This is a genomic window from Hydrogenophaga sedimenti (genome assembly GCF_051857515.1).
In the GTDB taxonomy this organism is placed as follows: Bacteria; Pseudomonadota; Gammaproteobacteria; order Burkholderiales; family Burkholderiaceae_C; genus Hydrogenophaga.
This window is the reverse complement of sequence record NZ_JBPZHA010000001.1, coordinates 114,483-140,939: the sequence shown is the minus strand read 5'-3', so window position 1 is coordinate 140,939 and position 26,457 is coordinate 114,483. Positions and strand designations below refer to the sequence as shown.

Here is a 26,457-nt window from a genome sequence, read left to right as displayed (position 1 = left end):
TGGTCGCGCAGGGCTGGCTGCGGCACGGAAAGGGAAGAAGAGTCGAGCGACGAGCTCCATTCAGAAGAAGTGAGCTTGGAATGAGCTACACAAACATCTGTCTTTTTGTACAGCCTGCGTTAGACTGCTGAGCCACCTTTGCCGCAAACATCCGCCCCATGTCCTCGGTCACCATCGCACTCAAGCAGCCTTCTCTGCTAGACCTGTGCCCTGTCACAGAGGCCGTGGAGCAGTTGGCATCTGCAGGTGGCATCGAAGAGCGGGGTGCGGTGAACACCCGGCGCGAGGTGGCCGACTTCATCCTCGATCTGTGCGGCTACACCGCCAACCAGCCCCTGCACACGCTGCGACTGCTGGAGCCTTCGTTCGGCAACGGTGACTTCCTGATTCCCGCGGTCGAGCGGCTGCTTCAGGCATGGCAATCGGTCGGCACAACTGGCGAACCGCTGGTCACGCTGGGACCATGCATCCGAGCCGTTGAACTGCATCGCCACACCTACGACCGAACCTCTGCTGCAGTGGTGCAGTTGCTCACCGGCGCCGGCATTCCTTCAGGCGCCGCCCTGGCGCTGGCCGACCACTGGCTCCTGTGTGGCGACTTCCTGCTGGCCGACCTGCCCGGCAACTTCGACGTGGTCGTCGGCAACCCCCCCTATGTCCGCCAAGAGCTGATTCCCCCGGTGCTCCTGGCCGAATACCGCAGCCGCTACAACACGGTTTACGACCGCGCCGACCTCTACATTCCTTTCATTGAACGCTCCCTGCGGGCACTCAAGACAGGAGGCGTGTTGGGTTTCATCTGCGCAGACCGCTGGATGAAAAACCGCTACGGCGGACCTCTGCGCGAGATGGTCGCCAAGGACTTTCATCTGCGCGTGTTCGTGGACATGAACCATGCGCCGGCGTTTCACGCCGACGTGGTCGCCTACCCGGCCGTCACCATCATTGGTCGCGAAAAGCCGGGTATCACACGGACGGCCCACAACCCGGAAATTTCTTCCCGAGCCTTGACCCGATTGGCAGGTGAGTTGCTGGCCACACCGACCGAACCCTCGACGACATCTGTCAGAGAGATGGCCAGCGTCGCTGCTGGCTCCGAACCCTGGATTCTCGACAGCTCAGACCAGATGGCGGTGCTCCGGCGCCTGGAACGTGATTTCCCCACGCTGGAAGAGGCGAGATGCAAGGTCGGCATTGGCGTCGCCACGGGTGCAGACAAGGTCTTCATCGCTCCCTACAACGAGCTTGATGTCGAGGAAGACCGCAAGCTGCCGCTGGTCATGACGCGAGACATCCAGTCCGGCCGCGTGAAGTGGCGAGGCTTCGGCGTGGTCAACCCGTTCAAAGACGGACTGGGCTCGGGCCTGGTTGATCTGGCCGACTACCCGCGCCTGCAGCGCTATCTGGAAACGCACAAGGACGTCATTTGCAGCCGGCACGTCGCCCAGAAGGGCCCGGCCTATTGGTACCGCACCATCGACCGCATCACCGAGTCGCTCACCCGAGAACCCAAGCTGCTCATCCCGGACATCAAGGGCGACGCACAGATCGTTTACGACGAGGGCCGGTTCTATCCGCACCACAACCTGTACTTCATCACGTCGACCACCTGGGATCTGCAGACCTTGCAGGCGGTTCTGCTCTCCAGCGTGACCCGGTTGTTCGTGGCGAGCTACTCCACCAAGATGCGCGGCGGCTTCTTGCGTTTTCAGGCGCAGTACTTGCGCCGCATCCGCTTGCCGCAGTGGGAGCAAGTGCCACAAGGCTTGCGTTCGGAGTTGCGTGCAGCCGCGCAAGCCTTGGACATTGCCGCCTGCAACCGGGCGGTGTTCAAGTTGTACGGGCTGACAGCGGCCGAGGCTGCGGCCCTTGGAGGAAACGGCGAATAGCGATGGCATTGAACCTGGTCAACTACGAGAAGAAAGCGAAGAAGGCGGTGGCCGCCTTCTGGGGCAACCGCGATGAAGCGCGGGAGCGGCAACTGGCTTCTGGCAAGAGCGACCAGGGCGAGCGCGCCGGAGTGACCTCCGGCAAGAACATGGACGGTTTTCTGGATCTGGTCATTGACCTCGTGAAAGTCAACGGACTCAAGAACGCCGACATTCACCAGAAGCGGGCCGTGGTCACACTGCCGGGCTACTTTCGCCCCACCAAACTCTGGGACCTGCTGGTCATTCACCAAGGCCAGCTGATCGCCGCCATCGAACTCAAGAGCCAGGTGGGTCCTTCGTTCGGCAACAACTTCAACAACCGGACCGAGGAAGCCATCGGCACAGCACACGACTTCTGGACCGCTTACCGTGAAGGTGCGTTCGGCAAACAACCCCGGCCTTTCGTGGGCTGGCTGATGCTGGTGGAAGACGCGCCAGCCTCACGAAGAGCCGTTCAGGACAAGTCGCCCCACTTTCCGGTCTTCAAAGAGTTCCAAGGCGCCTCGTACCTCAAACGGTACGACGTGCTTTGTCAAAGGCTGATGCAAGAGCAGCTCTACAGCTCGGCGGCGCTCATGACATCGCCCAGGGACGCGAACAAGTCTGGCCAGCACTCGTCCTTGTCCGACATGACCAGCCTCAAGACCTTCGTCACCTCGTTGGCTGGGCATGTGGCGGGCGAGGCAGCGCGACTGACCTGAGTCCGTAAGGGCTTGCGCTCACCCCTGCTTCGCCACCCAAGCCCGCCAGCTCCCCGGCGATGTGATCTCGGTCCCACCCTCCACCCCAACCGCCTCGCACACAAACCCGCTCACCCACGTCCCATCGGCCAGCTTGACCTTGCCGATGCCCAGCGGGGCGGGGATGCCGTCGACGAAGCTGCCGAAGTGGTCGGCGGGCAGTTCCCACACTTCCATGTCGATCGCAGCGCCGCCTTCGTTGACGCGCACCATGCCGGGCCGCTGGACCGGGCCGCCGGCGAGGGCGTAGAACTTGTATTCGGGCGCGGACTGCACCGCGCCGAGCAGGCGCGCGCCGCGTTGGGTGAGTTGCCAGTTGAGCGGCAGGCCGCTGAGGTGCGCGCCGCAGACCGCGACCTTGACGGTGCCGGCGGTGTTGCTGCCTTTGGGCAGCCCGGTGCCGATGGCGGGGGTGTCGGCCAGCGGCGCGGTGGTGGCGCCGAGTGACAGCGCCGCCTGCGCGCGGTGGAAGCGGTCGGCCAGGCGCAGCAGGGGCACGTCCTTGAACGCGGGCGCGGCCAGGGTCACGCCCCAGGGCAGGCCTTGCGCGTCGCCGCTGGCCTGGAAACCGGCGGGCACCGCGACGGCGGCGTAGTCCAGCAGGTTCATGAAGTTGGTGTAGTAGCCCAGGTTGCTGTTCAGGCGGATCGGGTCGGCCTGCATGTCGGCGATGCGGTAGATCGTTCCCGCCGTCGGCGTGAGCAGGCAGTCGATGTCGTTCCACACCGCGTCGCACACGCGCTTGAGCGCCTTGAGCTTGTAGCTCGCAGCGAAGGCGTCGGCCGCGGTCTTGGCCTTGCCGCCTTCGATGATGCTGCGCACTGGCGGGAACACGGCCTCGGGTTGCGCTTCGATGAAGTCCTTGATGGCGACGTAGCGCTCGGCCACCCACGGGCCTTCGTACAGCAGGCGCGCGGCGTCGAGGAAGGGCGTGAGGTCGATCTCGACCGCGGTGCCGCCCAGGGCGTGCAGGCGCTCGATGCTCTGCGCGAACAACGCGATGGCGGCGTCGTTGCCGAAGAAGTTGAGGTCCTGCGGGCGCGGCACGCCGAAGCGGAACGGGCCGGCCGAGAAGTCGACGCCGAAGGGCCTGGCGGCGCGGCTGAAGGCGTCGGCTTCGTCGGGCACGGCGGCCACGGCCAGCACTGCCTGCGCATCCGACGCGGTGAGCGCGAAGATGGACACGGTGTCCACCGACCGGCAGGCCGGCACCACGCCGGTGGCCGAGAGCAGGCCGAGGCTGGGCTTGAGACCGATGAGGTTGTTGAAGCTGGCGGGCACGCGGCCCGAGCCGGCGGTGTCGGTGCCCAGCGAGAAACTGACCCAGCCATTGGCCACGCTCACGGCCGAGCCGGAGCTGGAGCCGCCCGAGACGAAGTCCGGATTGAAGGCGTTGCGGCACGCGCCGTAGGGCGAGCGGGTGCCGTTGAGGCCGGTGGCGAACTGGTCGAGGTTGGCCTTGCCCAGCGGCAGCGCGCCGGCCGCGATGAGCTGCTGCACGAGGAAGGCGCTCTCGCCCGGCGTGTAGGCGTATTCGGGGCAGCCGGCGGTGGTGGGGATGTGCGCGAGGTCGATGTTGTCCTTGATCGCAAAGGGCACGCCGTACAGCGGCAGGCTGGCCGGGTCCAAGCCGTCAAGGTGCGCCACGTAGGGCTCGATCTCGGCGTCGGTCAGGCGGTGGATGAAGGCGTGGTGGGCGTCGGTCGCGCAGCGGCGCATGGCCTCGGTGATGACGGCGCGCACGGGGGTGCCGGCGGCGTAGGCGGCGCGCAGGCTGGCGAGGTCGAAGGACAGGTCTTGCAGGTTCGTGGTCATGGTGGGCTCCGCTGATTTGGTTCTGTTCAGTCTTCGGTGACGAGCACCAGCACGTCCTGGCCGGCGGCCACGGGCGCGCCTTCGCGGCACATGAGGCGGTGCACGGTGGCGTCGTGTGGCGCGAGCACGCTGAATTCCATCTTCATGGACTCGACGACGAGCAGCACGTCGCCCGCGGCCACGCGCTGGCCTTCGCTGACGAGCACCTTCCACACGCTGCCGGGCACGCTGCTGGCCAGCGGGCGGCCGCCGGGCGGCAGGTCCAGCTCGACGCTGGCGTCGGCCGCGGCCACGTCGGCGTCGCCCGCGTAGCTGAGTTGTCCGCTGGCGGCCCAGCGCTCGCGCTCGGCGTCGAAGGCGGCCTGCTGCTGCGCCTTGAAGGCGCCGATGCTGGCGGCGTTGTCGGCCAGGAAGCGGCGGTAGTCGCGCAGGCTGAAGCTGGTCTCTTCGATCTGCAGCGCGTAGCCGCCGTGCGGGAAGGCGGCGCGGATGCGCAGCAGCTCGTCCTGGTCCACCGGCACGAAGCGGATCTGGTCGAAGAAGCGCAGCAGCCAGGGCTGCTGAAACACCGAGCCCGGCTCGCCGTGGCGCCAGCGGTTCCACATCTGCAGCGTGCGGCCGACGAACTGGTAGCCGCCGGGGCCTTCCATGCCGTAGACGCAGAGGTAGGCGCCGCCGATGCCGACGGCGTTCTCGGGCGTCCAGGTGCGCGCGGGGTTGTACTTGGTGGTCACCAGGCGGTGGCGCGGGTCCACCGGCGTGGCCACCGGCGCGCCCAGGTAGACGTCGCCCAGGCCGAGCACCAAGTAGCTGGCGTCGAACACGACCTTGAACACGTCGTCGATGCTGTCCAGCCCGTTGATGCGGCGGATGAACTCGATGTTGCTCGGGCACCAGGGCGCGTCGGGCCGCACCGACTGCATGTACTTCTCGATGGCCAGCCTGGTCTGCGGGTCGTCCCAGCTCAGCGGCAGGTGCACGATGCGGCTGGGCACTTCCATGTCATCGACCGCCGGCAGCGCGGCCTCGGCCTCCACCAGCACCTTCAGCAGTTCGGCGCGCGAGACCTTGGCGGGGTCGAAGTGCAGCTGCAGCGAACGGATGCCGGGCGTCATGTCCACGATGCCGGGCAGCGTGCCGGCTTTGATTCGGGCTTGCAGCGCCTGCATGAGCACGTGCACGCGCAGGCGCAGTTCGATGTCGAGCACCAGCGGGCCGAACTCGACCAGCAGGTAGCGGTCGCCGGCCTGGCGCACGACCATGGCGGGCACGGCCTCGTCTTCGCGCGCCGGGTCTTCGTGGACCACGGGCGTGGGGTGGGCGGTGGCGTCGTCGGCGGGCGTGGCGGGCAGGGGTTGCGTGAGCGAGGTCAGCGCGGCTTCGACGGTGGCGCTGCGGTCCAGCGCCTGGTCGAGCGAGAGGCGGTGGAAGCGCACCGTGTCGCCGGGGCGCAGCTGGCCGAGCTTCCAGAGTTCGGCGTCCACCACCACGGCGGGGCAGACGAAGCCGCCGAGGCTGGGGCCGTCGGGGCCGAGGATGACCGGCATGTCGCCGGTGAAGTCGATGGCGCCGATGGCGTAGGCGTTGTCGTGGATGTTGGACGGGTGCAGGCCCGCCTCGCCGCCGTCGGCACGCGCCCACTGCGGCTTGGGGCCGATGAGGCGCACGCCGGTGCGGCTGGAGTTGTAGTGCACTTCCCAGTCGGTGGCGAAGAAGGTGGCCACGTCATCGGGCGTGAAGAAGTCGGGTGCGCCGTGCGGGCCGTAGAGAACGCCCACGTCCCAGTGGTGGGTGAAAGCCGGGACAGAGGCGGGGGCGGCGACTACACCGGCCGTGCCCGCGCCGGGCGCGGCCAGGTGCAGCACGTCGCCGGTGCGCAGGTGGCGGCCGGCGTGGCCGCCGAACTGGCCGAGCGTGAAGGTGCTGCGGCTGCCCAGGTACAGCGGCACGTCGAAGCCGCCGCCCACGGCCAGGCACAGGCGCGCACCGGCCTCGGCCTGGCCGATGGCGAGCACGCTGCCCGCGGCCACGCGGTGGCTTTGCCACTGGGGCAGCGGCGCGCCATCGAGCGTGACCTTCACCGTTGCGCCGGTCACGGCGATCACCGCGTCGGCGTTGAAGCGCAGCGTGGGGCCGGCGAGCGTGATCTCCAGCGCGGCCTCGTCGTCGGCGTTGCCCACCAGGCGGTTGGCCATGCGGTGGGCGTACGCGTCCATGGGGCCGCTGGGCGGCACGCCCACGTCCCAGTGGCCCAGGCGCCCGGGCCTGTCCTGCACGCTGGTCTGCACGCCGGGCTCCACCACCTCCACCGTCGCAGGGCGGAAGTGGAAGCTGTTGAGAAAGCGCGTGACCTGCCGGCCTTCGCGGAACACCGGGTCGCGCACCACCTGGCGCAGGTAGCCCAGGTTGGTTTCGATGCCGGCCAGGCGCGTGGCGGCCAGCGCTGCGTCCAGCTTTTGCAAAGCCTGCTCGCGGTCGGGTGCGGTGACGATGAGCTTGGCCAGCATGGGGTCGTACCAGGCGGGCACCTCGGTGCCGCGCTCGACCCAGCCGTCAACACGCGCATGGTGGGGCGCGTCGGTGGGAAACACCACCTCGGTCAGCAACCCGGCACTGGGCTGGAAGTTCTTGGCCGGGTCTTCGGCGTACAGCCGCACCTGGATGGACGCGCCCTGCGGCGTGGGCGCCAGCGCGGCCAGCGGCGGCAGGTCACCGGCCGCAAGCTGCACCATCCACGCGACCAGATCGACCCCGGTGACCTGCTCGGTCACGCCGTGTTCCACCTGCAGCCGCGTGTTGACTTCGAGGAAGTAGAACTGGCCGGTGGACGCGTCGTAGACGAATTCCACCGTGCCGGCCGAGCGATAGTTCACCGCCTGCGCCAGCCGCACGGCGGTGGCATGCAGCTCGGCGCGCTGCGCGTCCGTCAGGCCCGGCGCGGGCGTCTCTTCGATCACCTTCTGGTTGCGGCGCTGCACCGAACAGTCGCGCTCGCCCAGCGCGAGCACCGTGCCCGCGCCGTCGCCGAAGACCTGCACCTCGATGTGGCGCGCCTGCTCGACGTATTTCTCCAGGAAGAGGCCGGCGTCCTTGAAGTTGGCGCTGGCCAGGCGCTGCACCGATGCGAACGCGTCGCTGAGTTCGTCTTCGCTCCACACCAGGCGCATGCCGATGCCGCCGCCGCCGGCCGTGCTCTTGAGCATGACCGGGTAGCCGATGCGTTGCGCCTCGGCGCGGGCCTGCGCCGCATCGGCCAGCAGGCCGGTGCCGGGCAACAGCGGCACGCCGCGCTGCTCGGCCAGGTCGCGCGCCGTGTGCTTCAGGCCGAAGGCGCGCATCTGGTCCGGCGTGGGGCCGATGAAGGCAATGCCCGCGTCTTCGCAGGCCTGGGCGAAGCCCGGGTTCTCGGACAGGAAGCCGTAGCCGGGGTGGATGGCCTCGGCGCCGCAGTCCTTGGCGATCTGCAGGATGCGCTCGGCCTTCAGATAGCTCTCGGCCGCGGGCGCGGGGCCGAGCAGGTAGGCCTCGTGTGCCTCGCGCACATGGCGGGCCTGCGCGTCGGCCTCGGAATACACGGCCACGCTCTGCACGCCCAGGGCGTTGAGCGTGCGGATGATGCGGCAGGCGATGGCGCCGCGGTTGGCGATCAGGACCTTGCGGAACATGGGCTCTCCGGTGGCAGGCCGTCCTGCCGAGGGGTGTCGCGCAGCAGGCCGTCCTGCTGGCCGGTTTCACAAGGGTTCGGTCAGGCGGGGTCCCACACCAGGAGCTGGATCGGGGTGGGGTTGTAGGCATTGCAGGGGTTGTTGAGCTGCGGGCAGTTGCTGATGAGCACCCAGAGGTCCATCTCGGCGCGCATCTCCACGTACTTGCCCGGGCCGGACACGCCGTCGTCGAACTTCAGCCCGCCTTCGCCGGTCACCGGCACGTTCATGAAGAAGTTGATGTTGGGCACCAGGTCGCGCTTGGTCAGGCCCATGTCGGCGCGCTGCAGGGCGATCAGGTAGTTGTCGCGGCAGCTGTGCATGAACTTCTTCTGCAGCGCGTAGCGCACGGTGTTGCTCTCGGCCGCGCAGGCGCCGCCGAGCGTGTCGTGGCGGCCGCAGGTGTCGGCCACGATGGTGAGCATGGGGCGCGCGTCGTTGCTGCGGATCACCGAGCCGGTGGTCAGGTAGATGCCACCCTGGTGCAGCATGGTGTCGGTGGCGCTGTAGTGCTCGGCCAGGTCGTCGCGGTTGTAGAAGATCACGTCGGCGGCCTGGTTGCCCTCGAGGTCGACGATGCGCAGGGTCTGGCCCTTGTTCACGGCAAACAGGATGGGCTCGCCCGCGGGGTGGCGCTGGTTCATCACGGCATTCGCCGGGTCGAGCGCGCTTTCCTGGATGCGGATGTCGGTGGCGGTGATGGCGTTCATGTCGGTCTCCTCGCTCACAGGTAAAGCATGTCGCTGTTGTGCAGGGCCCGCGCGTTCTCCGGGCGGAAGGCGCGGCAGGCGTCGTTGGCCGGCACGGCGCCGCAGCGCCAGGCCAGCAGGCCGACCTTCTTCGGCGACCACTCGGTGGACGGGTCCAGCGGGTGCGGCGCGCTGGAGACCGCGACGATCACGTCCATGTCGAAACGCAGCTCGACGAAGTCGCCCGCGCGGCTGTGGTCCTTCGCGAAGTGAAAGCGGCCCTGTTCGTCGACGCTGACCTTGCTGAACAGATTGACCGGCGCGACCAGATCGCGCCTGGTGAGGCCGTACTTGCCGATCTCGATCAGCAACCCGTCCTTGCCCGAGCGGTGCATGGCGTTGCGCGCCTGCTCGTAGCGCAGCGGGCCGTACTTCGCGTCCATCAGTTCGTTGTCGAGCAGCGCGCCCAGCGGGTCGTGCCAGCCCAGGCTGTCGGCCGTGACGCTGGCCATGCTGCGGCCCATGTCGCTCATCAGCACATGGCCCTTGCCGTAGTGCGCGGTGAGCTGCGCCTTGAGGCTGTCGGGCATGTTGTAGCGCTCGAGCTTTTCCAGGGCGGAGTACATGACCACGCTGACGTTGGCGCCGGCCTCGAGCGCGACGAAGCGGATCGCGCTGCCGCGCGGCATGCGCCAGCTCCAGTGGCTGCCGCCGGGCATGACTTCGCTCCACATCGCGTGGCCGGTGTGCACCCCCGCCAGCGCCGCTTGCGGAAAGCGCTGCCACAGCGCGGGCGCGTCGACCGGCATCGCGGCCGGCGGGTTGGACGGGATCACGCTCAACGGGTCGCTGAGCGTCTCGGGGACGGGGTAGGTGCTGGTGGGGCTCATGGGTTGTCTCCGCGGGTGGTCACACGGTTTCGGCGGTCAGGCCGGAGAGGCGTTGCAGCTGTTCGAGATCGGTCTTCATGCCCGAGGTCTCGCGGATGCGTTCGAGGATCTCGCGCTTGAGCGCGAGGAACTCGGGCGCGTGCTTGAGGTCCTGCGTGCGCTGGTCGCCGAAGGGCACGTCGTAGACGGTGTCGATGCGGCCCGGGCGCGGCGCCATCAGCACCACGCGGCCGCCGAGGTAGATCGCTTCTTCGACGTCGTGGGTGACGAAGACGATGGTCGCGCGTTCGAGCTTGTGCACGTGGCGGATCAGGTCGTGCATCACCTCGCGGGTCTGCGCGTCCAGCGCGCCGAAAGGCTCGTCCATCAGCAGGATGCCGGGCCGGCCCATGAGCGCGCGCGCGATCGCCACACGCTGCTGCATGCCACCCGAGAGCTGGTTGGGCCAGGCGTCGGCCGAGGCCTGCAGACCCATCAGCCGCAGCAGCGCGTCGGCGCGGCCCGAGGCGGCCTCGACGTCGGCCGAGCTGCGGTTCTTCGTGTGCGCGGCGAGCTGGCGGCAGAAGCGGATGTTGTCGAGCACCGACATCCAGGGGTAGAGGCTGTAGTGCTGGAACACCATCGCGCGGTCGATGTCGGGGCCGGCCACCGGCTTGCCGTCCACCAGCAGCTCGCCGCTGGTGTGCGTCTCCAGCCCGCCGATGGTGCGCAGCAGCGTGCTCTTGCCGCAGCCCGAGGCGCCGACGAAGGTGACGAACTCGTTGGGCAGGATGTCCAGGTTGATGTGTTCCAGCGCGTTCAGCGGCGCGCCGTCGAAGCGCTTGAACAGCTCGCGGATCGCGATCTTGGGTTTGGTCGGGTCGTAGGCAGGAAAGCGCATGGCGGTCAGCCTTTCAGGTAGAGCCACGGAAAGGCGCGGCGGTGCAGCCAGCGGAACGCCTGGTCGGTCAGCAGGCCGATCAGGCCGATGACGATGATTCCCGCGAAGATGGTGTCGGTCTGCAGGAAGCGCTGCGCGCGCAGGATCGCGTAGCCCAGGCCCGAGTTCGCCGCCACCAGCTCGGCCACCACCAGGTAGGTCCAGGCCCAGCCCATGGTGATGCGCAGCGTGTCCAGCAGCGCGGGTTTGGCGCTGGGCAGGATGACTTTTTCGATCAGCTCGGCGCGGTTGGCGCCCATGGTCTGCGCGGCCTCGACCTGCGCAGCCGGCACGCGCCGCACGTCCTCGGCCACCATCAGCACCATCTGGAAAAAGGTGCCAATGAAGATGATCGCGATCTTGGAGCCCTCGTCGATGCCGATCCACAGCATCACCAGCGGAATGAAGGCCACCGCCGGCATGTAGCGGATGAAGTCGGTCAGCGGCTCCAGCAGCGCCTGCACCGAGCGGTAGGAGCCGATCAGCAGGCCCAGCGGCAGCGCGAACACCGCCGACAGCACGAAGCCGGCGACCACGCGGTAGATGCTGATGCCCATGTCGTGCATCAGGTCGTTCTCGGTCAGCCAGATCCAGCTCTTGGACAGTACCGACGCGGGCGCCGGCAGGAAGGTCGGGTCCAGCCCGCCCCAGGCCGCCAGCATCGCCCAGCCCAGCAGCGGCGCGATCAGGCCGGTGAGCGCGAGCACCCAGTAGGCGCGCCGGTTGATCGGCGCGCGCACCGTCCAGAGCGAAGACAGCGGACGGCGCGGCGGTGGCGGAATCACCAGCGGCAGCGAAGGGGGCGACGTGGACATGCGCGGGCTCCTGTTCCGGGGGGACGACGGCCAGAGAGGCTCGCGCACACGCCGCAAGGCGGATGCCAGCTTCTCCCGGGCTTTTGTCCCTCCGTGGAGCCACACGATCGTGGCCGACTGCTCTCGGACCAGTCAGTGCCTGACGGCACCCGGAACCCTAGCGGTCATTCAAGGCTGCGAGTCACGGTTTTGGTGCACTCGCCTCTCTGTGCTCCTTGCTTAGCAGGTTTGGTGCCAGGGGGCGTGCGTCTCCGGTCGAGGCGGATGTCACCGGGGTTGGTGGACGGGCATCCGACCAAGAGCTATCGTCGGCGAATATGAAATTCTGTCGCCCACCGCTAAGGTTAACTGGGCCGGAGCGCGAAACACGTTGGGCACCGACAGTAATCATAAATAAAGGCGAAGCCATGGCCAGTGTTGGCGTCCGCGTTGAATCGACAGTTAGACCACTTTATCTACTTTGCGTGGGAGTAAAAGCTGGCAAAGTACCACGCAACAAAGAGTAACAACGCAAGAAGAAAAAGACCTACTGTGCCATTGGGTCTGAAGACTGATAGATGGTTGATTGCTACCGCCGCAATGTTCTTCTTAGTTTTGCTTAGTGCAATCCAATTATTTATCGCTTTGAGAATTGAGAATATACCCGTACCCGTTGCCATTGAAAGAAGCAACACGCGAAATGCAGTAAAAATGTCAACCTCGCCTATTGATATTTTTTTATAAATCACCCCCACAACCGCCATTGCCAAAGCCCCAAAAATTGATATGGCGACATTTGTGTAAAGTGTCTTTCTGCTTTTTACTGCCGCATCCTCTAGCTCAGTCTTTAATTGGGATATTTTCTCAGTAAAGAATGATGACGCCTCTACCTTTGCTTGCAGCATGCGGTCGTCGATTGTTTTTCCAAGTTTCTCCGCTGTGTAGTCGATGAGATATATTAAATCGTCCCGAGTGAGTTGTCGCTGACTATGAACTTCTTGCGAAAGTATCCTTATACTCTCCTCAATTTGGTCGCCAGCCTTTGTTACCACAGAGTTTAATTCTGTACCGGCCTGCTTGATCGTCCCCTGAATCATTGGGTTGATCTGGTCATTTACGATATCTCTGGTTGCAGACTTGACTTGCTCAAGCTCTTTCGTCCAGTCCGTGCTAATGAGTGCCATTCATTTCCCAGCTTATGTGAAAGAAATTTTAAAGCCCTTGTTTAAAGACATTTCTATGTTTGGTGGCTTGTGCCCGACCAATATTCTTATAGCCGAGAAGCCTCCACCAGCGATTAAGAGCGCTCCGCTACCGATAGCCAAACCAATTTTGCTGTATGGCTCAGGGTCCAGTATCGCCATTACTAGCAGGTACGCACCGGCCGAACTAATGCCAAGAGAAACAAGCACAGCAATCCATTCTCGCTGAGATAAATTTGCTTTTCGCCCCATGTCAAGGATAGTTTGATTGATTGGATCGACCCCGAGATTCGCGTCGTCAAGCAAATAGATAGTTGCTCTCGATTGGTAAGCCTTCGCAAGATCAGCCAACCAATTGGCTGAGGATGTTCGGATAGTAATATTTGCTGCGCTCATATTTTGCTGAAGAGGTTTAATGCACAGATTACCATCGTAGGGCGCGAAGCGCAAAGGGCACCAACACAGGTCATGAAGATGGCGAAGCTATGGCCTGAGTTGGTGTCCGAGTTGAACCGAAAGTTAGACTTCAAACCCACAGCGATAGTCAAGTGGATTGACAAAGATAATCTTGTCAAAGGAGTGCTGTATGTTTGGCATAACTGACTCCTTGAAAACGATTCGGTCTTCCTCCTCCATTCCGTAGTCGATGTAGTCGACAAGTAGGAGCCACCACTCTGAGTACTTGTGGCGGTGGGGAGCAACCTTTTTTTCCTTGTCCGCAATGCAAATTCTGAGGTTTCTTTCGACCTCTGACATGACCCATCCGCCGGAGTCTCCGTCACTGTAGCCGCCAAGTATGAATGTGCATCCGTGGTCTTTGCTCGCACGGATCAGATCAAGCTCGACCGATTCACTTACCTGAACAGTTCGTTCTTTTCGTAGTGGGTCGAGTCTGAAGCTGCTCAGTACAGCCTCAAGCTTGGGGCGAAGGATTGCCCATGGCTCCATAGGTCGGCTGAAGTCGATAGCGGCAAACCAAGTCTCTTCATTTACGGATGGACCAAGAGATTTCAAAAGCCGTTCGAACCTTTGAACTAACGGAATTGCAGTTTCCTCAAGCCCTCTAGTATTGCCGAAGTCATCTTCATGATTTTGGTTGAGTCTTCGAACTTCGACCGCGATTCGTTTGTTCACGAGGAAATCAGGAGTAACGTTTCCATCTGGCTCGAACTCGACAAGTTTGTGCCCAACATGCTGCAAGTACTTTTCGGCGATGCTCTCTGCTGCTTTCATGAGGTCCAACGTAATGTATCTCGCAGAACCTGCGGGAACTTCTGGATGGCACGGGATATTTTGATCATGTCGTTCCCCTGAAAATTCAGTCAGATCAACAAGTTACTCATGATCGCCTTTCGTATATACCGGTATATGTGAATGTGACCCGCGCAACCCGGCACCCTCGGTCATCAGGACTTCGTTGGGCTTTCAGTGCGCCGAATGGCCGCTTCAGATCGCATCCGGCCGTTCTTCCACACCACTGCGCGCCCGATGCCGAATTCACCTCGCATCGCATACCCTCGCTAGATTCCACACCAACCGCCACGCGCCCTCCCATGACCCCCTGGCAACTCCAGCAAATGATCAAAGCCTCCGGCTGGCCCCTGGCCGCGGAGCATCTCGCGCCCGGCGCCGACTTCAACGCGCGGCGGGAGGGCGGGCTGGTGCCGCTGCACTGGGCCTGTGCGGGCGGCAAGGCGGGGGTGGTCAAGCACATGATCGAGCACGGCGCGAACGTGCTGGACGCGGCGGCCGACGGGCAGACGCCGCTGACGATGGCGGTCGGTGCGGGCAGCTTTCAGGTGGTGATGCTGGTGATCGACCGGCTCAAGGCGCTGGGCGCACCGCCGCCGGACGAGGCGCTGCGCCGCCGGCTGGCCGAGACCTTTGGCAAGAGCCACACCGACGCGAAGAACCGCCTGCTGCAGACGCTGAAAGACTGGGACCGGCTCGCGAAGAAGCAGCGCCCGCCGGCGCCCTGAGTGCCGGCCCGGCCAAGCCGTCAGGCGCTGGTCACGCGCCCGCGCCGTCGCGGCCCAGCAGGCGCTGCACCTTCGATTCCTCGTCGACGGCGCGATCGAACTGGTCCAGCCCGATCAGGTTCAGCACCCGCTTGAACTGCGCGGCCACCTCGGGATTGAGGTCCGCCACACGCCGTGCCGCGGCCAGCGACACCGCGTCGAGCTCATCCGCCGGCACGCAGCGGTAGACCAGCCCCCAGGCCAGCGCCTGCGCCGCGTCGAACGGCTCGCCGAGCAGGGTCAGCGCCTTGGCGCGCATGGGGCCGATGGCCGAGGGCAGCGTGGTCACCAGACCACCCGTGACGAAGACGCCGAGCGAGGCCTCGGGCAGCTTGAACTTCGTGTCGGTGGCGGCGAAGACGATGTCGGCGTTCATCATCCATTCGAAGCCGGCGCCGACGGTCCAGCCGTGCACGGCGGCGATGACCGGGCAGCGGTGGGCGACGATGGCGCGCGAGACGGCCTGCACCAGTTCCAGGTCTTTGTCGGTGGGCGCGGCGCCGACGTCGCGGCCGGCGCAGAACGCCCGGCCGTGGCCGCGCAGGCGAATGGCGCGCACGGCGGGGTCGGTGGCCGCCATGCCGAGCGCGTCGAGCAGGGCCTCGGCCATCTCGTTGTCGATGGCGTTGAGCTTGTCGGGGCGGTTGAGCGTCAGGGTCAGGACGCCGGCCTGGGATTCGAGCAGGAGTTTGGGTGTGGAGGGCATGGCGCAGGCTAGCAGGATTGCGGCGGTGTAGGACCCTTCCTACCGCCAGACCGCGCATCGACCGATGCCGTGGCGACAGCGACGCCAACAGAATGAATCTTCATCACAAGGAGACCCTCATGACTCAGACCGCAACCATCGTAGGAACAGTGGAATTCCGCCCGGGCGACGGGCCCATGATGCCCATCCCGCAGGGCCCTGTGGACATCGACCTGAACCGCACCGAAGCCACCCTGAGCTGGGTGGACGGAGAGACACACGGCGCAGCGGCCATGCCCCTGACCGAGTTCAAACGCTACGTGTCCACGGGCGCGATTGCGTTGGCATAGACCGGCCGCGTCGGCGACCTAGACGCCGAGGTAACGCCCCGGCCGGTGGTTGAGCGCGAGGATGGCGCCGATGGCGATGGCTCCGACCACCGACTGCGCGACCTGCAGTGGCGGCAGCACCCACAGCGCCGCCAGCACGACCACCAGATCGACCGACATCTGCACCTTGCCGGCGCTGAAGCCCCGGGACTGCTGCAGCCATTGGGCGAGGATGTTGACGCCGCCCACGCTGGCCTGGTGGCGCAGCAGGGCGAGCAGGCCGAAGCCGATCAGGAAACCGCCGAGCACCGAGGCGACCCAGGGGTTGAGCAACTCGAAACGCACCACCTTGGGCGCCAGCGTGGTGCAGACGGACACCAGGGCGACGGCGCCGAAGCTCTTGAAGGTGAACGCCGGGCCGAGCCGGAACCACGAGAGCACGAAGAACGGCAGGCTCAGCAGGAAGAAAAACAGGCCGAAGGGCTGGCCGGTGGCGTAGCTGGCGAGAAAGGCCACGCCCGCGACGCCGCCGGTGAGCAGGCCGGCGTGGCCGAACATGGTCATGCCCAGCGCGACGAACAGCGAGCCGGCGACCAGCGCGTGGGTGTCGTCGAACCAGGAATGGGCGGGGTGAGCGACGGCGGTGACGGGGTCCATGCGCAGGACAAGCACGGGATGTGCCATTGACACCGTTTGTCACGCGCCGGCGGGCCGGCCGCCCTAGATTTCGCCCCGGAAGCAACGTCGTGAAAGGAAACAACACATGGACAAGTCGATGATCAAGGGCATGGCGGTGGGTGGCATCGCCATGGTGGTGCTCGGGGCCGGCGCGGTCACCGGGTACCAGAAGCTGGCGCAGCCGAAGGTGGCCGAGGTGGTCACCGTGAAGGAGATCCTGCAGACCGTGTCGACGCCGCAGGTGCGCTGCGAGAACGTGCAGGTGCACCGGCAAGCCCCGGTGAAGGACGAGCACCGCATCGCGGGCACGGTGATCGGTGGCGTGGCCGGCGGCCTGCTGGGCAGCAACATCGGCGGCGGCAACGGCAAGAAGGTGGCCACGGTGGCGGGCGCGGTGGCCGGGGGCTACGCCGGTAACCGAGTGCCAAAGAACCTGCAGGAAAACGACGTGGTCACGACCACGGAGCAGCGCTGCAGGACGGTGCAGCAGAAGTCGCAGCGGCTGGTGGGCTACGACGTGACCTACCGGCTGGGCGGCCAGGAGGGCCGGACGCGCACAGCGTCCCCACCGGGCGCCACGCTGCCGGTCAAGGACGGCCAGGTGGTGGTCACGCCGCTGCCGACGGAGGCGCGGTCGTGAGACCGGGAAGTGGTGGAGGCGCCGGCCGCGGCGGGCAGCCGGTTCAGGACGGCTGGCGCGGGGCGCGCGTCGCCGAGGGCAGCTCGCCGAACATCGCGCGGTAGTCGCTCGAGAACCGCGAGGGGTGCCAGAAGCCCCAGCGCGCGGCGACTTCGCCGACCGGCGTGTGCGGGTTCTGGCGCAGCTCGGTGCGCACCTGATTGAGGCGCATGGCGCGCAGGTAGGTCACCGGGCTGATCTGCATCACCTCTTCGAACGCGTACTGCAGCGCTCGGCGCGAGGTGCCGATGGCCTGGCAGAGGTCGGGCACGGCGATCACTTCGTGGGCATGGGCCTGCATGTACTGCCGCGCACGCGCGACGATGCGGCGCCGGCTGGCCGACGACGCGGGCAGCGCGCCGGCGGGCTCGCCCGAGCGCAGGCAGCGCAGCAGGGCCTCGCTGAGCGAGAGCGCGAGCATGCGGCGCGCGGCCGGGTGGGCGCCGAGATCGGTCTGGCCTGGCGACAGGCCCAGGGCGGCGTTGAGCAGCAGGCCGTATTCGGTGCAGGCGGCGCGCGAGGCATGGAGCAGCAGCGGCACCGGGGGCAGTTCGGCATCGGGGCCGTCCACCTGGGCCACCAGTTCGCGCAGGGCCGTCAGATCGACCGACAGCGCCAGGATCTGCATGTCGGCGCCGGCCACGAGATCGAACTCGCCCTGTGCGGAGACACCGATGAGCTGTTCGCCCTGCAGGCGGTGGCCACCGAACCAGCCCGGCGCCTGCGCGGCGCGCACGAGCGCGACCGACACCCGGTTGGCGCAGACGCGGCCGGCCTGCATCACGGTCTGGTTGGCGCGCTCGGCAAACACCTGCACCGGGCCCACGCGCAGTTCGTCGACCACGCCCTCAAAGCGCCCGGCCGAAAGCTGCTCGTAACGCTGGTCCCAGTCGTGCAGGCTGGCGGCCTGCTCCCCGGCGTCGCGCACCCGTTTGTGGGAGTGATCGAAGTTCATGCGGCGCACCGATGCAAGTTGTGCGCCATTGTTGGAGCGGGCGCAAATTTGCCAAATACGGATAACCCCTCGGTACCGGGCCGCTCTATGGTCCGGATCCTGTCCGAACCCGCTTCCGAGGAACCCCACCATGACCACCCGCTCCCTTCCCCTGGCACTGAGTGCCATTGCCCTGGCGACCACCACGCTGTGGGCGCCACCGGCCCTGGCCCACGGCGGCAGCGCCCGGATGGTGCCGCTGAAAAAAGCCGCCAAAGACGCCAACGCCACGGTGCACTGGGACGCCTACGCCCAGCTGTTCACCGTCTCGCGCAACAGCACCCTGGTGCGGGTCAAGCCCGGCGCGCCGACGGCGCAGGTCAACGGCGCGCCGCTGCGCCTGGCCGTGCCGGTGGTGATGCGCCAGGGCAAGCCCTATGTGTCGCACGACTTCTTCCAGCAGGTGTTCCAGTCGGGCCTGGACAAGACCTTCGTGGTCGAGCGCAAGCCCAACCCGCTGAACCCGCTGACGGCGGCCGAGATCAAGACCACGCTGGAGGTGCTCAAGGCCTCGGGCCAGTTCAAGCCCGGCCACCGCTTCACCGAGATCGTGCTCAAGGCGCCGCCGAAGGACCAGGTGTGGGCGCACGCGCTGGAGGGCAAGCCGGTGCAGGCGCCGCGCCAGGCGGCGTTCGTGATCCTCGACGGCCGCAAGCTGATCGAGGGCACGGTGGACCTGGCCACGAAGAAGCTCACGCAGTGGCAGCCGGTCGAGGGCGCGCACGGCATGGTGCTGATCGACGACTTCGGCGCGGTGCAGGCCGCCATCGAGGCCAGCCCGGAGTATGCGAAAGCGCTGGCGCTGCGCGGCATCAACGACGTGAAGAAGGTGGTGGCCACGCCGCTCACCGTGGGCTACTTCGACGGCAAGGACGGTCTGAAACAGGAAGAGCGCCTGCTCAAGGTGGTGAGCTACCTCGACGTGGGCGACAACAACTACTGGGCGCACCCGATCGAGAACCTGGTGGCGGTGGTGGACCTGGAGAAGAAGCAGGTCATCAAGATCGAGGACGCGGGCGTGATCCCCGTGCCCATGAAGGCCACGCCCTACGACGGCAGCGCCGGCAAGGGCAGCGCGCCGCGCAAGCCGCTGCACATCACCGAACCCGAGGGCAAGAACTACACCATCACCGGCAACACGCTGCACTGGCGCAACTGGGACTTCCACATCGGCCTGAACTCGCGCACCGGGCTCGCGCTCTCGACCGTGACCTACAACGACCACGGCACGAAGCGCAAGGTGATGTACGAGGGCACGCTGGGCGGCATGATCGTGCCCTACGGCGACCCCGACGTGGGCTGGTACTTCAAGGCCTACCTGGACTCGGGCGAGTACGGCATGGGCACGCTGACCTCGAGCATCGAGCCGGGCAAGGACGCGCCGGAGAACGCGGTCTACCTGGACGCCACCATTGCCGACTTCACCGGCGCGCCGATGGCCATTCCCAACGCCATTGCCGTGTTCGAGCGCTACGCCGGCCCGGAATACAAGCACCAGGAAATGGGCAAGCCCAACGTGAGCGTGGAACGCCGCGAGCTGGTGGTGCGCTGGATCAGCACCGTGGGCAACTACGACTACATGTTCGACTGGGTGTTCGCCGAGAACGGCACCATCGGCATCAACGCCGGCGCCACCGGCATCGAGGCCGTCAAGGGCGTGAAAGCGCGCACCATGAAGGACGCGAGCGCCGCCGAAGACACGAAGTACGGCACGCTGATCGACCACAACATCGTCGGCACCACGCACCAGCACATCTACAACTTCCGCCTCGACCTGGACGTGGACGGCGAGGCCAACTCGCTGACCGAGATGGACCCGGTGGTGCTGCCCAACACGGCCGGCGGCCCGCGCACCAGCACCATGCAGCTGGCGCAGCGCACGGTGGCGACCGAGAAGCAGGCGGCGCAGAAGTTCGACCCCGCCACCATCCGCCTGCTGAGCAACGGCGGCAAGAGCAACAAGGTGGGCAACCCCGTGTCCTACCAGCTGATCCCCTACGCCGGCGGCACGCACCCGGTGGCCAAGGGCGCCAACTTCGGCAAGGACGAGTGGATCTACAACCGCCTGAACTTCATGGACAAGCAGATCTGGGTCACGCGCTACCACACGGACGAGCGCTTCCCGGAAGGCCGCTTCCCGAACCGCTCGAACAAGGACACCGGCCTGGGCCAGTTCAGCGCCGACGACCAGCCGATCGAGAACACCGACAACGTGGTCTGGCTGACCACGGGCACCACGCACGTGGCGCGTGCCGAGGAGTGGCCGATCATGCCGACCGAGTGGGTCAACGTGCTGCTCAAGCCCTGGAACTTCTTCAACGAGACACCGACGCTGGGTCTGGTGCCGGCACCGAAAAAGGGCAAGCCCTGAGGGTGGCTGGCCGGGACCGCAGGGCCGCGCGCCCGGTCAGGCCAGCCGGCCGACCGGGTGTTCGCCCGCGCCGCGGTGCCGCCGCAGCGTGTGCGAGGGGCACTCGCCGAACAGGGCCTGGTAGTCGCCCGAGAAATGGCCGAAGTGCCAGAAGCCGAACTCGGTGGCGGCCTCGGTGACCGAGCCGGCGCTCTTGAGGCGGCGGCGCACGGCGTTCAGCCGCATGGTGGTGAGCCAGGCCAGCGGCCCCATGCCCCAGGTGATCTGGAACGCGCTCTGCAGCGTGCGCCGGCTCACGCCCAGGGCCTCGCACATCTCGCCGACCGAGGGCGGATCGCCCAGGCGTTGGGCCACGTATTCGGTCGCGCGCACCACGAGGGCACTCTGGCCGGAGGTGGCGCGCGCGGCGTGTGCGGACGACGCGGCTTCGCGCGGCGCCATGGCCAGCGCGATGCGGTCGAGCAGCTGGGTGCGCACCTGCTTGCGCAGCGGCGCGTGGCCGTGGCTGCCGCGGTCTTCGACGATCGGGCCGGCGCTCTGGAACAGGTCGACGAGAAAGCGGCGCAGCTCGCCGAGCACGGCGGGGTCGGCGTGGTGCAGGCGCGCGCGGTCGGCGGCGGCGTGTTCACCGGCCGCGGGGGCAACGTGGGCCTCGAACAGCGGGCGGTCCATCTCGATGCCGATCATCACGTGGCGCTGCGGAGAGAGGAACTCGAAGCCGTCGTGGCCCGAGAACACATGCAAGGTGTCGCCGCTGGCGGCGCTGCCGCAGAAGCGCGCATCGCCTTCGAGCGCGAGCGGCACACCGATGGCGAACACGTCGTCGCGCACCCAGCCGGTCTGGTGCACCGACTGGTGCAGGTCTTCGATGAACAGGCCGACGCCGTCGAGCTGCAGGCGCTGCACGGTGCCGTCAAAACGGCCGCGCGAGAGCTGCAGGTAGCGCTGGTTCCAGCCCTGCAGCGCCGCGGCCTGTTCGTCGATGTCGCCAAAGCGCGCGACCGTCGCGCGGCCGAGCGCCGACTCGGGCAGCGGAACGCGCTGCACCGGAATGGGGGGCATGGCAGGGACCATGGGCGGTAAAAGCAATCGCTGTGCCACAGGCGGCGCTGGCCCCGCATGCTGAAACCGCGCGGCGGCCGCGTCAATGACCGGCCGTCAGGTCGCGCGGGACGCGCTTGCCAAAACGGGATAGCGGCGCAACGCCGCGGGTGCTGGAATGCGCCCGTACCCAACTCCCAGGAGAAGCCTGTGTCCAGTGAAACCCACGCGCACCACGACGAAGACCTGAAAGTGCTCCACAGCATGGGCTACGCCCAGGAGCTGGCCCGCAACATGAAGGGCTTCCAGAATTTCGCGATCTCGTTTTCCATCATCTGCATCCTGTCCGGCGGCATCAACTCGCTGGGCCAGGGCATCAGCGGCGCGGGCGGTGCGTCCATCGGCATCGGCTGGCTGCTCGGCTGCGGGGTGAGCTTCGTGTTCGCACTGTGCATGGCGCAGATCGGCTCGGCCTACCCGACCGCGGGCGGTCTCTACCACTGGGGCTCGATCCTGGGCGGCCGCGGCTACGGCTGGCTCACCGCCTGGCTCAACCTGCTGGGCCTGGTCACCGTGCTGGGTGCCATCAACGTCGGCACCTACAACTTCTTCCTCGGCGCCTTCGGCACCACGCTGGGCCTGGAAGGCAGCTTCGGTCTGCAGGCGGCGTTCGTGATCGGCATCACCGCGATCCAGGCCATCGTCAACCACGTGGGCATCAAGGCCACGGCCAAGCTGACCGACCTGTCGGGCTACCTGATCTTCCTCGTGGCGGTGGTGCTCACCATCGCGCTGCTGGCCTATGCCCCGAGCTGGGACTTCTCGCGCCTGTGGACCTTCAAGAACTACAGCGGCCCGGTGGGTGGCGACGTGTGGCCGCAGACCGACAGCATGCTGATGCTGTTCGGCCTGGGTCTGCTGCTGCCGATCTACACCATCACCGGCTTCGACGCCTCGGCCCACACCGCCGAAGAAACGCAGAACGCCGCCAGCGCCGTGCCCCGGGGCATCATCTCGTCGGTGCTGTGGTCGGCCCTGTTCGGCTACCTGATGCTGGTGGCCTTCGTGCTGGCGATTCCCGACATGGACAAGGCCGCCGCCAGCGGCTGGGGCGTGTTCTTCACCACGCTGGACGCGGTGCTGCCCGGCGGCCTGAAGCAGACGCTGTACATCGGCATCTTCATCAGCCAGTTCATCTGCGGCCTGGCCACGGTCACCTCGGCCTCGCGCATGATCTTTGCCTTCGCACGCGACGGCGGCCTGCCGGCCTCGTCGGCGCTCAAGCGCGTGCACCCGGGCTTCCGCACCCCGGTGGCCGCGATCTGGACCGCCGCCATCATCTCGGTGCTGTTCACCCTCTACACCCCGGCCTACACCACCATCGTGTCGGTGACGGTGATCTTCCTGTTCCTGTCGTACGGCATGCCCATCGTGGCCGGCTTCTTTGCCTACGGTGGCCGCTGGACCAAGATGGGTCCGTGGGACATGGGCCCGGCCTACCGGGTGGTGGCGGTGCTGGTCGCCCTGTCGGTGGCGCTGATCTTCTACCTGGGCGTGCAGCCGCCCAACGACGCCGCGCTCAAGATCACGCTGGCCTTCCTGGCACTGACCGCGGTGGTCTGGTTCGGCTTCGAACGCCGCCGCTTCAAGGGCCCGCCGGTGGGCGACGAAGTCGCCAAGCGCCAGGCGCAGATCGCCGCCGCGGAAAAGGCGCTCGACGCGGCCGCCTGAGCGGCACCACACCGACCCAGGGAGAACGTCATGGGAGAACGCCTCAAGGGCAAGGTGGCGCTGGTCTCGGGCGGCGCCACCGGCGTCGGCGGCGCGGCGTCCCGGCTGTTCGCGGCCGAGGGCGCCTGCGTGGCGGTGCTCGACATCCACGCCGAAGCGGCGGAAGCCACGGTGCAGGCGATCCGCGACGCGGGTGGTGATGCGCTGGCCGTGGTGGCCGATGTGTCGTTGTCCGCGCCGGTGGAGGCCGCGGTGGGCGAGGTGCTCAAGCACTACGGCCGCATCGATGTGCTGTTCAACCACGCGGGCAGCATCGTGGTCAAACCCTTCCTGGACACCACCGAGGAAGAGTGGGACCGGCTGATGGCGGTGAACGTCAAGAGCATGTACCTCGTCACGCGCGCGGTGCTGCCGGGCATGCTGGCGCGCGGCAAGGGCGCCATCGTCTGCACCTCGTCGATCTCGGCCGTGGCGGGCACGCCGATGGAGGTGCTGTACGACACCACCAAGGGCGCCTGCCACATGTTCGCGCGGGCCATCGCGGTGGAGTACCGCGACCGCGGCATCCGCTGCAACGCGGTCTGCCCCGGCTTCGTGCGCACGCCGCACGGCCTGCGCGAGGTGGACGCGCTGCAGAAGCTGGGCGTGGACGTGTCCGAGGCGGCGCTGGCGGTGGCGCAGGGGCGCATCTGCGAGCCGGAAGAGGTCGCCGCGGCGGCGCTGTTCCTGGCCAGCGACGAGGCGAGTTTCATCAACGGCACGCACCTGTTTGTGGACAATGGCTTCACCGCCGTCTGACCCCACGGACCCATGACCTACAGCCACACCGTCAACGCCCAGCGCCACACCTTCGTCGACCTGCGCGACCTGATGGCGCGCGCCACGCCGCTGCGCTCGGGCGACCGGCTGGCGGGCGTGGCCGCCAACAGCGCGGCCGAACGCATGGCGGCGCAGATGGCGCTGGCCGAGCTGCCGCTGCGCACGTTCCTGAACGAGGCGGTGGTGCCCTACGAGACCGACGCGGTGACGCGGCTGATCGTGGACACGCACGACGCCGCGGCCTTCGCGCCGGTCGCCCAGCTCACGGTGGGCGACTTCCGCAACTGGCTGCTGTCGGACGCCGCCACCGGCGAGACCCTGGCCGCGCTCGCGCCCGGGCTCACGCCCGAGATGGTGGCGGCGGTGAGCAAGATCTGCCGCCTGCAGGACCTGGCGCTGATCGCGCGCAAGTGCCGCGTGGTCACGCGCTTTCGCGGCACCATCGGTCTTAAGGGCCGCATGGCCACGCGCCTGCAGCCCAACCACCCGACCGACGCCGCCTCCGGCATCGCCGCCAGCCTGCTGGACGGCCTGCTGCACGGCAGCGGCGACGCGGTGATCGGCATCAACCCCGCGACCGACAACGTGCCGCAGGTGGTGCGCCTGCTGCAGATGCTCGACGGCGTGATCAGCCGCTACGGCATCCCGACGCAGAGCTGCGTGCTCACCCACGTGACCAACACGATCCAGGCGATCGAACGCGGCGCGCCGGTCGACCTGGTGTTCCAGTCCATCGGCGGCACCGAGGGCACCAACAAGAGCTTCGGCATCGACCTCGGTGTGCTCGGTGAAGCGCGCGAGGCGGCGCTGTCGCTGAAACGCGGCAGCGTTTTTGAAGACGGCCAGCGCGGCGACAACGTGATGTATTTCGAGACCGGCCAGGGCAGCGCGCTCTCGGCCGGCGCCAACCACGGCTGCGACCAGCAGACCATCGAGGCGCGGGCCTACGCGGTGGCGCGGCACTTCAAGCCGCTGCTGGTGAACACGGTGGTCGGCTTCATCGGGCCGGAGTATTTGTACGACGGCAAGCAGATCATCCGCGCCGGGCTGGAAGACCACTTCTGCGGCAAGCTGCTGGGCGTGCCGATGGGCTGCGACATCTGCTACACCAACCACGCCGAGGCCGACAGCGACGACATGGACGCGCTGATGACGCTGCTGGGCGCGGCGGGCTGCAGCTTCATCATGGGCATTCCGGGCTCGGACGACATCATGCTGAACTACCAGAGCACCTCGTTCCACGACGCCATGGTGCTGCGCGACCTGCTGGGCCTGCGCGCCTCGCCCGAGTTCGAGGCCTGGCTGCGAAAGATGGGCGTGTTCGAAGCGGGCGAAGGCTCGCGCCTGGCGCGCGCGCTGCCCGAGGCCTTCGCGCCGGTGCTGGCGCGGCTGGAGTCGGCATGAGCGCCGCGCCGGGCCGCCCCAAGCAAGCTCGCACCGCAGCTCGAAGAGCGGAGGTTCTCCAATGAACGATCACGCCAAACCGCTGATCGCGACCGACGAAGTGCCGCACGTCACGCCCGCCGGCTGGGGCACGCTGCGCCGCTTCACCGACGCCCGCATCGCGCTCGGCCGCGCCGGCCACAGCCAGCCCACCGCGCCGCACCTGGCCTTCCAGCTCGCGCACGCGCAGGCCCGCGACGCGGTCCACCTGCCGTTCGACGCGCACGGCGTGGCGGCGGGTGTGCAGGCGCTCGGCCTGGACGTGGTCCACCTGCACAGCGCCGCCGCCGACCGCGCGACCTACCTGCAGCGGCCGGACCTCGGGCGCCGGTTGGACGAGGTGTCGCGCGCGCGGTTGCAGCAGCGGACCGCCGCGCCAGTCGACCTCGCCTTCGTCGTCGGCGACGGCCTCTCGGCGCTGGCGATCCACCAGAACGCCGTGCCCCTGATCGCGGCCATGCTGGCGCGGCTGCAGAGCGAAAAGACCCCGTGGACCCTTGGCCCGGTCGCCATCGTCGAGCAGGCGCGCGTGGCCGTGGGCGACGAAACCGGCGCGGGCCTGCACGCGCGCTGCGTGGTGGTGCTGATCGGCGAACGCCCGGGCCTGAGCTCGCCCGACAGCATGGGCCTGTACCTGACCTGGGCGCCGCAACCGGGCCTGACCGACGCCAGCCGCAACTGCATCTCCAACGTGCGCCCCGCGGGCCTGGCGATCGAGGCCGCGGCGGCCAAGCTGGTGCACCTGCTGGGAGCGGCGCGCACCGGCCAGATCAGCGGCGTGGGCCTGAAAGACGACCACGACGAACACGCGGCACTGCCCTCCGGCGGCGGCGACCCGTCGCACAACTTCCTGCTGGGGCACTGAGCCACGCCCTGCCTGCGCCTCCATTGCATGGAGGACCGGGTCCCTTGCTTTGTTGATGTGCGCTGTCGCCTGCGTTCCTAGCATGGCCTCTCCGCGGCATCCAGCCGCTTTCAGGAGAGC

The 26,457-nt window shown here is 67.1% G+C and carries 23 protein-coding genes and 1 riboswitch; of the genes, 10 read left to right on the top strand and 13 right to left on the bottom strand.

The window, feature by feature from the left end; genetic code table 11:
• The first annotated feature begins 158 nt into the window (after positions 1–158).
• Together ACS5NL_RS00680 and ACS5NL_RS00675 are read left to right on the top strand one after the other, a co-directional pair.
• Positions 159–1,889: an Eco57I restriction-modification methylase domain-containing protein gene (locus tag ACS5NL_RS00680; RefSeq protein WP_439351638.1), complete on the top strand. Its 1,731-nt coding sequence runs from the start codon at positions 159–161 to the stop codon at positions 1,887–1,889.
• Between the two features lie 2 nt (positions 1,890–1,891).
• Positions 1,892–2,632 (top strand): PaeR7I family type II restriction endonuclease, encoded by a 741-nt coding sequence (locus ACS5NL_RS00675; RefSeq protein WP_439351637.1) that lies wholly within the window; start codon positions 1,892–1,894, stop codon positions 2,630–2,632.
• 18 nt (positions 2,633–2,650) lie between these two features.
• On the opposite strand, the gene atzF is transcribed toward ACS5NL_RS00675, so the two are convergent.
• From atzF to ACS5NL_RS00630, 9 genes are all read right to left on the bottom strand, one after another.
• Complete coding sequence (gene atzF / locus ACS5NL_RS00670; RefSeq protein ID WP_439351636.1) at positions 2,651–4,486, bottom strand: allophanate hydrolase; 1,836 nt, start codon at positions 4,484–4,486, stop codon at positions 2,651–2,653.
• A 26-nt stretch (positions 4,487–4,512) separates the two neighbouring features.
• A complete protein-coding gene (uca, locus tag ACS5NL_RS00665) occupies positions 4,513–8,151 on the bottom strand; it encodes an urea carboxylase (RefSeq protein WP_439351635.1) in 3,639 nt (1,212 codons plus the stop codon).
• Between the two features lie 80 nt (positions 8,152–8,231).
• Positions 8,232–8,900 carry an urea amidolyase associated protein UAAP2 gene (locus ACS5NL_RS00660; RefSeq protein ID WP_439351634.1) on the bottom strand — a complete coding sequence of 223 codons (669 nt, stop codon included), beginning with the start codon at positions 8,898–8,900 and terminating at the stop codon, positions 8,232–8,234.
• A 14-nt stretch (positions 8,901–8,914) separates the two neighbouring features.
• Positions 8,915–9,613 carry an urea amidolyase associated protein UAAP1 gene (locus ACS5NL_RS00655; RefSeq protein WP_439352032.1) on the bottom strand — a complete coding sequence of 233 codons (699 nt, stop codon included), beginning with the start codon at positions 9,611–9,613 and terminating at the stop codon, positions 8,915–8,917.
• A 175-nt stretch (positions 9,614–9,788) separates the two neighbouring features.
• Positions 9,789–10,649 carry an ABC transporter ATP-binding protein gene (locus ACS5NL_RS00650; protein ID WP_411366928.1) on the bottom strand — a complete coding sequence of 287 codons (861 nt, stop codon included), beginning with the start codon at positions 10,647–10,649 and terminating at the stop codon, positions 9,789–9,791.
• Between the two features lie 5 nt (positions 10,650–10,654).
• The gene (locus ACS5NL_RS00645) at positions 10,655–11,503 is read right to left on the bottom strand and encodes an ABC transporter permease (RefSeq protein ID WP_439351633.1); all 849 of its coding nucleotides are present in this window, start codon (positions 11,501–11,503) and stop codon (positions 10,655–10,657) included.
• Between the two features lie 70 nt (positions 11,504–11,573).
• Positions 11,574–11,675: riboswitch (guanidine-I (ykkC/yxkD leader) on the bottom strand.
• Positions 11,676–11,958: 283 nt separating this feature from the next.
• Positions 11,959–12,666 (bottom strand): hypothetical protein, encoded by a 708-nt coding sequence (locus tag ACS5NL_RS00640; RefSeq protein WP_439351632.1) that lies wholly within the window; start codon positions 12,664–12,666, stop codon positions 11,959–11,961.
• Positions 12,667–12,678: 12 nt separating this feature from the next.
• Positions 12,679–13,080, bottom strand: a complete 402-nt coding sequence (locus tag ACS5NL_RS00635) for a hypothetical protein (protein ID WP_439351631.1) — start codon at positions 13,078–13,080, stop codon at positions 12,679–12,681.
• A gap of 123 nt (positions 13,081–13,203) precedes the next feature.
• Entirely contained in the window at positions 13,204–13,917 is a 714-nt protein-coding gene (locus tag ACS5NL_RS00630) for a hypothetical protein (protein ID WP_439351630.1), read from the bottom strand.
• Between the two features lie 344 nt (positions 13,918–14,261).
• Between ACS5NL_RS00630 and ACS5NL_RS00625 the strand changes: the two genes are divergently transcribed.
• The gene (locus tag ACS5NL_RS00625) at positions 14,262–14,663 is read left to right on the top strand and encodes an ankyrin repeat domain-containing protein (protein ID WP_439351628.1); all 402 of its coding nucleotides are present in this window, start codon (positions 14,262–14,264) and stop codon (positions 14,661–14,663) included.
• 31 nt (positions 14,664–14,694) lie between these two features.
• Here ACS5NL_RS00625 and ACS5NL_RS00620 read toward each other — a convergent pair whose 3' ends face one another.
• On the bottom strand, positions 14,695–15,408 hold the full coding sequence (locus ACS5NL_RS00620) for an enoyl-CoA hydratase/isomerase family protein (protein WP_439351626.1): 714 nt from the start codon (positions 15,406–15,408) through the stop codon (positions 14,695–14,697).
• 119 nt (positions 15,409–15,527) lie between these two features.
• On the opposite strand from ACS5NL_RS00620, the gene ACS5NL_RS00615 reads away from it, so the two are divergent.
• Entirely contained in the window at positions 15,528–15,737 is a 210-nt protein-coding gene (locus ACS5NL_RS00615; protein WP_439351624.1) for a hypothetical protein, read from the top strand.
• 18 nt (positions 15,738–15,755) lie between these two features.
• On the opposite strand, the gene ACS5NL_RS00610 is transcribed toward ACS5NL_RS00615, so the two are convergent.
• Positions 15,756–16,400, bottom strand: coding sequence for a DUF6198 family protein (locus tag ACS5NL_RS00610; RefSeq protein WP_439351622.1), 645 nt, complete (start codon positions 16,398–16,400; stop codon positions 15,756–15,758).
• 79 nt (positions 16,401–16,479) lie between these two features.
• Here ACS5NL_RS00610 and ACS5NL_RS00605 point away from each other — a divergent pair, with 79 nt between their 5' ends.
• The gene (locus ACS5NL_RS00605; RefSeq protein ID WP_439351620.1) at positions 16,480–17,034 is read left to right on the top strand and encodes a glycine zipper 2TM domain-containing protein; all 555 of its coding nucleotides are present in this window, start codon (positions 16,480–16,482) and stop codon (positions 17,032–17,034) included.
• Between the two features lie 43 nt (positions 17,035–17,077).
• On the opposite strand, the gene ACS5NL_RS00600 is transcribed toward ACS5NL_RS00605, so the two are convergent.
• Positions 17,078–18,028 (bottom strand): helix-turn-helix domain-containing protein, encoded by a 951-nt coding sequence (locus tag ACS5NL_RS00600; RefSeq protein ID WP_439351619.1) that lies wholly within the window; start codon positions 18,026–18,028, stop codon positions 17,078–17,080.
• Positions 18,029–18,158: 130 nt separating this feature from the next.
• On the opposite strand from ACS5NL_RS00600, the gene tynA reads away from it, so the two are divergent.
• Positions 18,159–20,438, top strand: a complete 2,280-nt coding sequence (tynA, locus tag ACS5NL_RS00595) for a primary-amine oxidase (RefSeq protein WP_439351617.1) — start codon at positions 18,159–18,161, stop codon at positions 20,436–20,438.
• Positions 20,439–20,474: 36 nt separating this feature from the next.
• Here tynA and ACS5NL_RS00590 read toward each other — a convergent pair whose 3' ends face one another.
• The gene (locus ACS5NL_RS00590) at positions 20,475–21,500 is read right to left on the bottom strand and encodes a helix-turn-helix domain-containing protein (RefSeq protein WP_439351615.1); all 1,026 of its coding nucleotides are present in this window, start codon (positions 21,498–21,500) and stop codon (positions 20,475–20,477) included.
• Positions 21,501–21,689: 189 nt separating this feature from the next.
• Here ACS5NL_RS00590 and ACS5NL_RS00585 point away from each other — a divergent pair, with 189 nt between their 5' ends.
• From ACS5NL_RS00585 to eutC, 4 genes are all read left to right on the top strand, one after another.
• Complete coding sequence (locus tag ACS5NL_RS00585) at positions 21,690–23,210, top strand: APC family permease (RefSeq protein ID WP_439351613.1); 1,521 nt, start codon at positions 21,690–21,692, stop codon at positions 23,208–23,210.
• Positions 23,211–23,240: 30 nt separating this feature from the next.
• Positions 23,241–24,008: an SDR family NAD(P)-dependent oxidoreductase gene (locus ACS5NL_RS00580; protein ID WP_439351610.1), complete on the top strand. Its 768-nt coding sequence runs from the start codon at positions 23,241–23,243 to the stop codon at positions 24,006–24,008.
• A 12-nt stretch (positions 24,009–24,020) separates the two neighbouring features.
• Entirely contained in the window at positions 24,021–25,433 is a 1,413-nt protein-coding gene (locus ACS5NL_RS00575) for an ethanolamine ammonia-lyase subunit EutB (RefSeq protein WP_439351608.1), read from the top strand.
• Between the two features lie 61 nt (positions 25,434–25,494).
• On the top strand, positions 25,495–26,337 hold the full coding sequence (eutC, locus tag ACS5NL_RS00570) for an ethanolamine ammonia-lyase subunit EutC (protein WP_439351607.1): 843 nt from the start codon (positions 25,495–25,497) through the stop codon (positions 26,335–26,337).
• Positions 26,338–26,457: the final 120 nt, after the last annotated feature.